Annotated in this window: 11 protein-coding genes; 4 read left to right on the top strand and 7 right to left on the bottom strand. The window is 60.3% G+C overall.

Annotation, left to right across the window (positions count from 1 at the left end; all coding sequences use genetic code 11):
* The first annotated feature begins 55 nt into the window (after nucleotides 1–55).
* Both IBX54_RS09680 and IBX54_RS09675 read left to right on the top strand, forming a co-directional pair.
* Complete coding sequence (locus IBX54_RS09680) at nucleotides 56–943, top strand: metal ABC transporter permease (protein WP_296542451.1); 888 nt, start codon at nucleotides 56–58, stop codon at nucleotides 941–943.
* Nucleotides 944–971: 28 nt separating this feature from the next.
* Nucleotides 972–1,889: a metal ABC transporter substrate-binding protein gene (locus IBX54_RS09675; RefSeq protein WP_296542450.1), complete on the top strand. Its 918-nt coding sequence runs from the start codon at nucleotides 972–974 to the stop codon at nucleotides 1,887–1,889.
* A gap of 133 nt (nucleotides 1,890–2,022) precedes the next feature.
* Here IBX54_RS09675 and IBX54_RS09670 read toward each other — a convergent pair whose 3' ends face one another.
* The 5 genes from IBX54_RS09670 to IBX54_RS09650 all read right to left on the bottom strand — a co-directional run bounded on the left by IBX54_RS09670 (nucleotide 2,023) and on the right by IBX54_RS09650 (nucleotide 6,449).
* Nucleotides 2,023–2,403, bottom strand: a complete 381-nt coding sequence (locus IBX54_RS09670) for a rhodanese-like domain-containing protein (RefSeq protein WP_296542452.1) — start codon at nucleotides 2,401–2,403, stop codon at nucleotides 2,023–2,025.
* A 98-nt stretch (nucleotides 2,404–2,501) separates the two neighbouring features.
* The gene (gene glgC, locus IBX54_RS09665) at nucleotides 2,502–3,812 is read right to left on the bottom strand and encodes a glucose-1-phosphate adenylyltransferase (protein WP_296542449.1); all 1,311 of its coding nucleotides are present in this window, start codon (nucleotides 3,810–3,812) and stop codon (nucleotides 2,502–2,504) included.
* A gap of 15 nt (nucleotides 3,813–3,827) precedes the next feature.
* Complete coding sequence (locus tag IBX54_RS09660; RefSeq protein WP_296542448.1) at nucleotides 3,828–4,298, bottom strand: PaaI family thioesterase; 471 nt, start codon at nucleotides 4,296–4,298, stop codon at nucleotides 3,828–3,830.
* 97 nt (nucleotides 4,299–4,395) lie between these two features.
* Complete coding sequence (locus IBX54_RS09655) at nucleotides 4,396–5,802, bottom strand: DUF3422 family protein (RefSeq protein ID WP_296542447.1); 1,407 nt, start codon at nucleotides 5,800–5,802, stop codon at nucleotides 4,396–4,398.
* A gap of 44 nt (nucleotides 5,803–5,846) precedes the next feature.
* Nucleotides 5,847–6,449 (bottom strand): nitroreductase, encoded by a 603-nt coding sequence (locus IBX54_RS09650; protein ID WP_296542446.1) that lies wholly within the window; start codon nucleotides 6,447–6,449, stop codon nucleotides 5,847–5,849.
* Between the two features lie 191 nt (nucleotides 6,450–6,640).
* Between IBX54_RS09650 and IBX54_RS09645 the strand changes: the two genes are divergently transcribed.
* Entirely contained in the window at nucleotides 6,641–6,874 is a 234-nt protein-coding gene (locus IBX54_RS09645) for a DUF2798 domain-containing protein (RefSeq protein ID WP_296542445.1), read from the top strand.
* A 31-nt stretch (nucleotides 6,875–6,905) separates the two neighbouring features.
* Nucleotides 6,906–7,601 (top strand): VIT family protein, encoded by a 696-nt coding sequence (locus IBX54_RS09640; RefSeq protein WP_296542444.1) that lies wholly within the window; start codon nucleotides 6,906–6,908, stop codon nucleotides 7,599–7,601.
* Between the two features lie 264 nt (nucleotides 7,602–7,865).
* Here IBX54_RS09640 and IBX54_RS09635 read toward each other — a convergent pair whose 3' ends face one another.
* Both IBX54_RS09635 and IBX54_RS09630 read right to left on the bottom strand, forming a co-directional pair.
* Nucleotides 7,866–8,198 carry a transcriptional regulator gene (locus tag IBX54_RS09635; RefSeq protein WP_296542443.1) on the bottom strand — a complete coding sequence of 111 codons (333 nt, stop codon included), beginning with the start codon at nucleotides 8,196–8,198 and terminating at the stop codon, nucleotides 7,866–7,868.
* The gene (locus IBX54_RS09630) at nucleotides 8,179–8,574 is read right to left on the bottom strand and encodes a type II toxin-antitoxin system RelE/ParE family toxin (RefSeq protein WP_296542442.1); all 396 of its coding nucleotides are present in this window, start codon (nucleotides 8,572–8,574) and stop codon (nucleotides 8,179–8,181) included. Before IBX54_RS09630 ends, IBX54_RS09635 begins: the two co-directional genes overlap by 20 nt.
* Nucleotides 8,575–8,720 lie beyond the last annotated feature (146 nt).

The raw sequence follows: 8,720 nt of genomic DNA, 5'->3' as shown, positions 1-8,720 counted from the left end.
CTAATCAGTTCAATGCCTTATCGAAGTTTTCAAGCGGTCAACTGAGGAATCTAGGATGATGACCTTGTGGGAGCAGATGATTGGCCCATTTGCCGAATTTGCCTTCATGCGCCGCGCGCTGGTGGCCACGCTGGCGCTGGCCGTGAGCGCTGCGCCGCTGGGTGTTTTTTTGACGCTGCGGCGCATGAGTCTGCTGGGTGACGCCATCAGCCACGCGGTGCTGCCGGGTGTGGCGATTGGCTTCATGTTTGCCGGCCTGTCACTCACGACCATGGCCGTCAGTGGCGTGATCTCCGGCATGGTGGCAGCCGGCCTGGCAGGGTTTATCAGCCGCTTTACCACCCTGAAGGAAGATGCCAGCCTGGCCGCCATCTACCTGTTGGCGCTGGCGCTGGGCGTGACGCTGCTGTCGCGCCAGGGCACGCAACTCGACTTGCTGCACATTTTGTTTGGCAGTGCGCTAGGCGTTGATACATCAGGCCTGCTATTGGTGGCCAGTGTGGCCAGCCTCAGCCTGATCGCCCTGGCCGCGCTGTACCGCGGGCTGGTGCTGGAAAGCTTCGACCCGGTGTTTCTGGCGGCATCCGCTGCGCAAAGCTGGGGCCGACGCGGCTGGATCTGGCAACAAAGCTTTTTGATGCTGGTGGTGGTCAACCTGGTAGCCGGTTTTCAGACCCTGGGCACGCTGATGGCCGTCGGCCTGATGATGCTGCCAGCCGTGTCAGCCCGGCTCTGGCATGACAGCTTGAGCGCCCAATTGCTCAACGCCAGCGCCCAGGCGGCTGTGGCCGGGTTCGCTGGGCTGCTGTTGTCTTATCACCTCGACACCCCCAGCGGGCCCACCATCATCGGCTGCGCCGGACTGCTCTATGGCGTGTCATTGCTGGTGTCGCCCGGCGGCTGGCTGCCCCGGGTGCTCAAGCGAGCGCACCGCGTGGCTTAGTTTTTTCAACCCTCAACAAATACAATTCATGCAACGACAAGCCTTCAAGCTCTTTGCCCTGTCTGCTCTGACTGCCAGCAGCCTCGTCATAACGCCGACCCACGCCACCGAGCCACTACCTGTGGTGGCCTCGTTCAGCATTCTGGGCGATCTGGTGAAAGTGGTGGGCGGCGAGCGCGTCAAACTCACCACGCTGGTGGGGCCTGATGCCGACGCGCATGAATTCACCCCCAGCCCAGCCCACGCTAAAGCCGTGCTGGGCGCCCGCGTGTTCCTAATCAATGGGTTGAACTTCGAGCCCTGGGCACAAAAATTGGCCCAGTCTGCCGGCTACAAGGGCATTACCGTGGTGGCATCAAAGGGCGTCAAGCCACCTACCATGGCTGCCGAAGCCGAACACGCCCACGATCACGCTGAAACTGATCCACATGCCTGGCAAAACCCGTTGAACGTGGTGCAGTACGTGAGCCAGATTGCCGCTGGTCTGGCCAAGGCTGACCCCAGCAATGCCGCCACTTACCAGGCCAACGCTCAGGCGTATGCCCGGCAGCTCAAAGACTTCGACGCGCAAGCCAAGGCGCAGTTCGATGCCATTACGTCAGCCCAACGCAAGGTAATCACCTCGCACGACGCCTTTGGCTACCTGGCTGCACGTTACGGCATCACCATGCTGGCCGCGGAGGGTGTAAACACCGACAGTGAACCCAGCGCCAAACACGTGGCCGAGTTGATCCGCCAGATCAAGCGCGAAAAAATCAAGGCCGTGTTTGTGGAGAACATGAGCAATCCCAAGCTCATTGAGCAACTCAGCAAGGATGCCGGTGTCGCCGTGGGCGCCACGCTGTATTCCGACGCCTTGTCTGATGCGAGCGGCCCGGCACCCACTTACCTCAAGATGATGCAGCACAACGTGACGCAACTGGTCGCTGGCATGCGGCTGAACTGACAGCCCAGCATGGTGCCGTTTTGCGATTTGCGAAACGGCGCCAAGTTTTCTTGATGCCCTTCATTGATGTCGCGCGATGCGGTCAGCGGCCTGGTCGCCACGCTGGTCATTTGCGCGCTGGCGAGCACACTAATTACTCGAACGACGGTATCTCGGGCTTGGCCACCGGTTTGCCTGCCGCCACCCAGGCATCAAAACCGCCAGCAATGGAGCGCACGTTCAGGTAGCCCATGTCGTGCAGGGCAGCGGCGGCCAGCGCGGCGCGGCCGCTGGTTTTGCAGTACAGCAGCATATTGAGGTCGCGCGACTGCAGCGCCGGGTTGGCGCTGAATTTGAATTCGAGCATGCCGCGCGAAATGTGCACGGCGCCAGCCAGATGACCAGCGGCAAATTCATCGGCTTCGCGCACATCGACCAGCACATCGGCTTCACGGATAGCTTGTTCGGCGTCAGTCACCGGAATTTCCTGCACGCGGGCTTTGGCGGCAGCAACGAGGTCGTGGGCAGTTTTCATGTAGAGCGTTTCAACAGGAAGTTTTAGTTTCAAAATAATATCAGCTCAGGTTTATTTAATGTTACGTGGGGTTTTACACCGCAGCCATAACAAGGATTTCAGCGAATCCCGCGCTCGCCCTGGCCGAGCATTTCCCTGGTCACCAGCGTGATGCCGGAATCGGTGACGCGGAAGCGTTTCTTGTCTTCCACCGGGTCCATGCCAATCACGGTGCCCTCTGGCAGCACGCAATTTTTATCGATGATGCATTTCTTTAAAACGCAGTGGCGCCCCACCTGCACATTGGGCAACACCATCGAGTCTTCCACGGTGGCATAGCTGTGCACATGCACGCCCGAGAACAGCATTGACCGTCGCACGATGGCGCCGCTGACAATGCAGCCGCCCGAGACCATCGAATCGACCGCCTTGCCGCGTCGGGTGTCGTCGTCAAAAACAAATTTGGCTGGCGGCATTTGCGGCTGCCAGGTCCAGATGGGCCAGTTCTCGGCATACAGATTCAGGTCGGGTGTGACCTGCACCAGGTCCATGTTGGCAGACCAATAGGCATCGAGCGTGCCCACATCACGCCAATAGGCCGATTTGCCAGGCTCTGTGACACAGCTCTCAGAAAAATTCTGTGCAAACGTGCGGTAGCGTTTGACGCAGTGCGGAATCACATCCTTGCCAAAATCATGGCTCGAGTTGGGGTCGTCGGCGTCGCGCAGCAGTTGCTCGATCAAAAAACTGGTGTTGAAGACATAAATGCCCATGCTGGCCAGGGCGTGCGCCGGCTCGCCGGGCATGGCTTGAGGCTGGGCGGGTTTTTCAGTGAAATCAAGCACCCGGCCTGCATCGTCCACCGACATCACGCCAAACGCACTGGCCTCGGCCAGCGGCACCGCGATGCAGGCCACCGTCAGGTCGGCCCGGCGCGCCACGTGGGCGGCCAGCACCCTGCCGTAGTCCATGCGGTAGATATGGTCACCCGACAGGATCAGCACGTATTCGGGCCGGGCATGGCGAATTTCGCGCAGGTTCTGAAACACCGCGTCAGCCGTGCCCTGGTACCAGTGCTCTTCGTCGGACTGCTGCTGCGCGGGCATGATCTCGATGAACTCATTGAGCCGCCCATCGAGAAAACTCCAGCCCAGCTGCAAATGCCGGATCAGGCTTTGCGCCTTGTACTGGGTGGCCACACCGACCCGGCGCACACCCGAGTTGACGCAATTGGACAGCGTGAAGTCGATGATGCGGAATTTGCCGCCAAATGGCACCGCCGGTTTGGCGCGAAAGTCGGTCAGCTCGTGCAAGCGGCTGCCACGCCCACCCGCCAGAATCAACGCAAAGGTGTTGCGTGTGAGCTGGCTGACAAAACGCGGGTCCTGCGCTCTGCGCTCACCCGTTCCCGGTTCTTGATGATTTGCCATGTGATTGCTCCCATATCAGGCAGCGCCCACGCCAAAGTTTTCGGGCATCTGGATGGCCACCACCTCGCCGCGTGCGGTCGCCACACCGCCGGCATAGACGGTGGACTCGATCACCACCTTGCGGCCCTTGATTTCCTTCACCCGACCGCGGATTTCCAGCGTTTCGTTGATGGGCGTGGGCTTCAGATAATCCACGTGCAGCGACCCGGTGACAAAGCGAAACGCCGGCAGCGTGTCCATGGCCCGGCCCTCCTGCTTGTACATGGCCGCGGCAGCGGTGCCGGTGCTGTGGCAGTCGATCAGCGAGGCCAGCAGGCCACCGTAGGTAAAACCGGGCACTGCCGTGTGATAGGGCTCAGGCGTGAAACGGGTCACGGTCTCGTCGCCATCCCAAAACGTCTTGATGCGGTGGCCGTGGTCGTTTTTGGCGCCGCAGCCATAACAATGCGACAGGTTCTCGGGGTAGTAGTCCTGAAAGGCTTTCATGGGTGTTTCCTGTAAGGTTGGTGAATACTTTTTTCTGAAAGCCACTTATGCCTTACAGAAAACGCAAAGACGCTGACTTTTGTCAATTTTTGATTTTTTAATTTCCAACGTGCAGCTTGGCGTGAATGCGCCGCGTGGTGCGCCACACCGCCCACAGCACCAGCGGCACCAGCGCACCGGCGGCCATTTCGGGGTTGATCGGCAAGCCGGCCGCCTTGAGCGCCTTGCCGCCATACAGCAGCAGGCTGACCACGTAGTAGGAAATGGCGGCAATCGACAGACCTTCGACCGTGCTTTGCAGGCGCAATTGCAGCTCTTGGCCGCGTGTGAGCTTGGCCAGCAATTGCTGGTTTTGCACCTCGGTGGCAATATCGACCCGGGTGCGCAACAGGTCGCTGGTGCGCGCCACCCGCTCCGACAAAGATGCCAGCCGCTGCCCGGTGGCGGCCACCGTGGCCATGGCCGGCGACAGCCGACGCTGCATGAATTCACCAATGGTCTGCGTGCCGGGAATGGCTTTTTCGCGCAGCTCCCGGATGCGCTGGTTGACCAGCGCGTAGTAAGCCTGGGTGGCAGCAAAGCGGTAACTGTTCTCGGCGGTGGCGCGCTCCACGCTGGCGGCCAGCGACACCAGGGTGTCGAGCAGTTCCTGATCAGACACCGTCTTGTTTTCCAACTGGCCGGTGATGCGCACCAGGTCGCTTTCGGCCTGCGCCAGCATCGGGCCCAGGGCCTTGACCACCGGCAGTCCGCGCAGCGCCATGAGGCGGTAGGTTTCCAGTTCCAGCAGGCGCGCGGCAATACGGCCCGCGCGGGTCTGGCTGGTGCCTTCGGACGCGATCACCAGCATGCGCTCGAAGCCGTCCGGCTGGAGGCGAAACTGCGTCAGCGCCCACGAATGGCCCATCGGGTATTCGTAGCCCTGTCGGTTGGCCGACTCAACACCCTGACCCGCCACGCTGGCTGCGTTGCTACCGAGCAAAGACGCCACCACCGTGTGTCCACCCAACCATTTCACCGCCTGCACCATCAGGGCCGTGGCGTCATCCAGCGGCGCCTGGAGCATGGCCAATTGCACCGCAGCCACGGTGCGGCCCGGAATTTGCGCGAGCCACTGCGGCGACACCGCCAGCTGTCCCAGCAAATCAGGTTCGGACGCACCCAGCAAGGCCCCGGCCGGCAGGGGCTGGACGATGGAGTAACGGGTAAATTCGCTGTGGCGCTCCCACTTGACCGAGAAGCCAGCCAGCCGCAAACGCAAAAAATTGTCTTGCAAGCGCTCGGGGGACAATTCGGCCTGGCCCGGCAAGCGGTTCAAGTGAACACATTCGGCCTCCCGACTCACGCCTTCATTGAGCACCGCCACATAAATGATCAGCGCCGGCAGGCGCACGCGAGCCGACGGCCGGGCATGCACCTCGTTGTGCAGGGCGGCGCGCTGCGGGTCATCAGGCGGCAGGCATTGAAGAAGCGGTGAGTCATCTGTTGGCGTGGCGTTTGACATGAGCGTTGTTTTGTTGCGTTTCAGGGTGGCATTTCAGGGCGGCATCAAAGGCTGCTGACAAACTCTGCCACATCGGGGCGCAAACGCGCAGGTTTGCGTTTGCTGACGGTGCCGACGTTGATGCAGCACACTGCCTGTTCGCCCTCGGTCAGGGCAAACAACTGGCGCAAGGCCGCCGAGTGCATGGCCTGGCCGCTGGTCAGGCTGCTGCCAAAGCCCATGCTGTGCGCACTGAGCAGAAAATTCTGGATGGCGGCACCCACCGACACCATGCGCTCCAGCGGGTCGATGTCGGGCTCGCAGGGCCCGAGCCGGGCAATGGCCAGCGCCAGAAACGGCGCGCGAAAGGCCTTCTCGCGCGCCTGCGCGATCTGCTCTGGCGTCGCGCTGGCATCGCGCTCGCTCAAGGCCCGGCCAAATGCGTCGGCCAGCACCTCGCGCCTGGCCTGCGGCACCAGCACAAAACGCCACGGCATCACCACGCCATGATCGGGCGCAGACGCGGCTGCGCGAAACATGTCATTCACCTGATCTTCATTGGGCCCGGGCGCAGCCAGGCGCCTGGGCAAAATGTTTTGCCGCGAGGTGATCAGGGTCAGGGCAAACGATGCCAGATCGTCGCCGGTCAAGCTGGATGAATCGGTCATGGTGCGAATGGTACTCGCCCCAGGCATGCAAAATTCACGAGCGACAGTCAAGCTGCGCGACATCATGGGCTATGGCGTCTTGCGCACCCTGGCGTGGTGATCAACAGCAAGGGGTGCACGCAGGGGGGGTATGCCAGTCGTGACAAAATCGCACAATGGCTCGCCGCATGAGCATAAAACAGGAGTAGCAGATGAATCCTCAAAAAAAATTTCACCTTGTGTTTTCGCTGGTCATGGGCGCCATGATGATCTTCGTGATGACGTTTGTCATCACTTTTGTCAACATCGGCCTGACCGAGCACTTTTTTCGGCTGTGGATGAAGGCCTTCGGCATTGCCTATGTGGTGGGCGTGCCGGTGATCTTTTACCTGGCGCCGGTGGCGCGCAAGTTCACCGGGCGCATACTCGGCGTCAAACCCGCCTGACCACAAAGCCGCCTTTCAAGCGATAAAAACAATGTCCAATCCGCCCTCTGAAAATCACCGCACGCAACACGTCGGCTGGCTGCGCGCCGCCGTGCTGGGCGCCAACGACGGCATCGTCTCCACTGCCAGCCTGATCCTGGGCGTGGCCGCTGCCAGCGCCACGCAGGGGCCGGTGCTGGTGGCGGGCGTAGCTGGCTTGGTGGCCGGTGCCATGTCGATGGCGGCGGGCGAATATGTGTCGGTGAGTTCGCAGTCCGACACCGAGCAGGCCGACATTGCCCGCGAGCGCGAAGAACTGGCCACCGACGGCGCGCGAGAACTCGCCGAACTGGCCGCGATTTACGTGGGGCGCGGGCTCGATGCCGAGCTGGCCAAACAGGTGGCGACGCAATTGACGGCCCGTGATGCGCTGGCCGCCCACGTCCGCGATGAACTCGGCATTACCGAAGCCACCAGCGCCAACCCGCTGCAGGCCGCGCTGGTGTCTGCGCTGTCATTTGTCTTGGGCGCCGGTTTGCCACTGCTCACAGCCTGGCTCGTCCCTTTCGGGATTTTGACGCCTGTGGTGGCGGCCACCTCGATGCTGTTTCTGGTGATTCTGGGTGGCCTGGCGGCCTACACCGGCGGTGCCGGCATTGTCAAAGGCGTCGTGCGCGTGGCGTTCTGGGGCGCGCTGGCCATGGGGCTCACCGCGGGCGTTGGCATGTTGTTTGGGGTCGCGGTGTAAGATTGAGACGGCAGATATGAATGCCGCAGAGAATCTTGATGAATTATTGTTGGTTGCCGGGAAGCCGACGTAAATCGGCTAGGTCAGTGCCTGAATCGGCACAATGCAAGCCTGCACGATTTCTCGGAAGTTGCAGGTCAAGGGTGGAAGTCATCTAACCGGTGCAGCGCAGTTCGGCCATGCAGCGTATCCGGTCGTAGAAATTTGCGATCTGCCCGCTCCAAAGCGGCCGCTGCCATCCAGGGATCGACGAGCCCGCCCCAACTAAACCAAAAGTGCCTCGACTCCTTTGGCCTCAACCATTTGCAATAACTTTGCCGAGGTACCGCTGGGATGCTTGTTGGCAACGGGCGACTCCCATTTTTGCACCGTCGATACGCTCACATTGAGCATCGTTGCAAAAACCGCCTGGCTGGCTTTCACAATCGTTGTGCGGATCGCCACAACGCGCTCTGGTGTGTAAGCAGGGGGCACTTCGCAAAGCGCTCGGATGCGAGCCATGTCTGTTTTAGACATGACGCCGTAGGTGCTCATGTCCGCCGCAGTATCGAGCAGTTCCTGTAGCATGCGCGCTTCTTCACTGGTTCTTTTTGGCATTGCATATCTCCTTTAAGCTTCCGTTGAACTTCATTTCATCAAGTTTTGACATGGCTTGAGTTTGCAAATTTGCACCGATAAGTTTGACCGCTTCCACGGCAGAATCAGAGAAGTCGGTGCCCGGTGAGCTCTTTTCTCTGCCGAGTAAAAAGAAAATCGCCGCCGCATGTTGTTTGGCTACCAATGTTCTTGTTCCCCCACTTTTCCCCATGCCTGCAATCGCGACCCGCTTCTTGCAAATACCGCCACCCAGGTCTGCCTCAAACACGCCTTGCTCTATCTCTCTTGCAGCCCGGCAAAATACGTCGTCACCAAGTAATTTCTTTGCCCATCTGTCAAAGGTCTTTATCTTGAAAACGCGTTTTTGATCTGTCATGGGGCAAAACTATAGCATTTTTTACTATACAAATAGGGCTGTCGATCAAAAGCTGCCATCAAGCGCGACAGCACCCTCAACAACAGCACCGGAGTCGAAATGGACAACCCGTAAGCTGACTGTCGTGACTGGCTCCAACGGGTCTG

It is taken from the genome of Rhodoferax sp. (assembly GCF_014859475.1).
Classification (GTDB): domain Bacteria; phylum Pseudomonadota; class Gammaproteobacteria; order Burkholderiales; family Burkholderiaceae_C; genus Rhodoferax.
The sequence above is the reverse complement of the archived record's forward strand: the minus strand, read 5'-3'. Positions and strand labels throughout refer to the sequence as shown.

Excerpts from the sequence above, each read along its gene's own strand:
- IBX54_RS09640 (WP_296542444.1), top strand. The coding sequence starts at position 6,906 with ATGTCCAATCCGCCCTCTGAAAATCACCGCACGCAACACGTCGGCTGG.
- IBX54_RS09645 (WP_296542445.1), top strand. The coding sequence starts at position 6,641 with ATGAATCCTCAAAAAAAATTTCACCTTGTGTTTTCGCTGGTCATGGGC.
- IBX54_RS09680 (WP_296542451.1), top strand. The coding sequence starts at position 56 with ATGATGACCTTGTGGGAGCAGATGATTGGCCCATTTGCCGAATTTGCC.
- IBX54_RS09660 (WP_296542448.1), bottom strand. The coding sequence starts at position 4,298 with ATGAAAGCCTTTCAGGACTACTACCCCGAGAACCTGTCGCATTGTTAT.
- IBX54_RS09675 (WP_296542450.1), top strand. The coding sequence starts at position 972 with ATGCAACGACAAGCCTTCAAGCTCTTTGCCCTGTCTGCTCTGACTGCC.
- glgC (WP_296542449.1), bottom strand. The coding sequence starts at position 3,812 with ATGGCAAATCATCAAGAACCGGGAACGGGTGAGCGCAGAGCGCAGGAC.
- IBX54_RS09655 (WP_296542447.1), bottom strand. The coding sequence starts at position 5,802 with ATGTCAAACGCCACGCCAACAGATGACTCACCGCTTCTTCAATGCCTG.
- IBX54_RS09630 (WP_296542442.1), bottom strand. The coding sequence starts at position 8,574 with ATGACAGATCAAAAACGCGTTTTCAAGATAAAGACCTTTGACAGATGG.
- IBX54_RS09670 (WP_296542452.1), bottom strand. The coding sequence starts at position 2,403 with ATGAAAACTGCCCACGACCTCGTTGCTGCCGCCAAAGCCCGCGTGCAG.
- IBX54_RS09635 (WP_296542443.1), bottom strand. The coding sequence starts at position 8,198 with ATGCCAAAAAGAACCAGTGAAGAAGCGCGCATGCTACAGGAACTGCTC.
- IBX54_RS09650 (WP_296542446.1), bottom strand. The coding sequence starts at position 6,449 with ATGACCGATTCATCCAGCTTGACCGGCGACGATCTGGCATCGTTTGCC.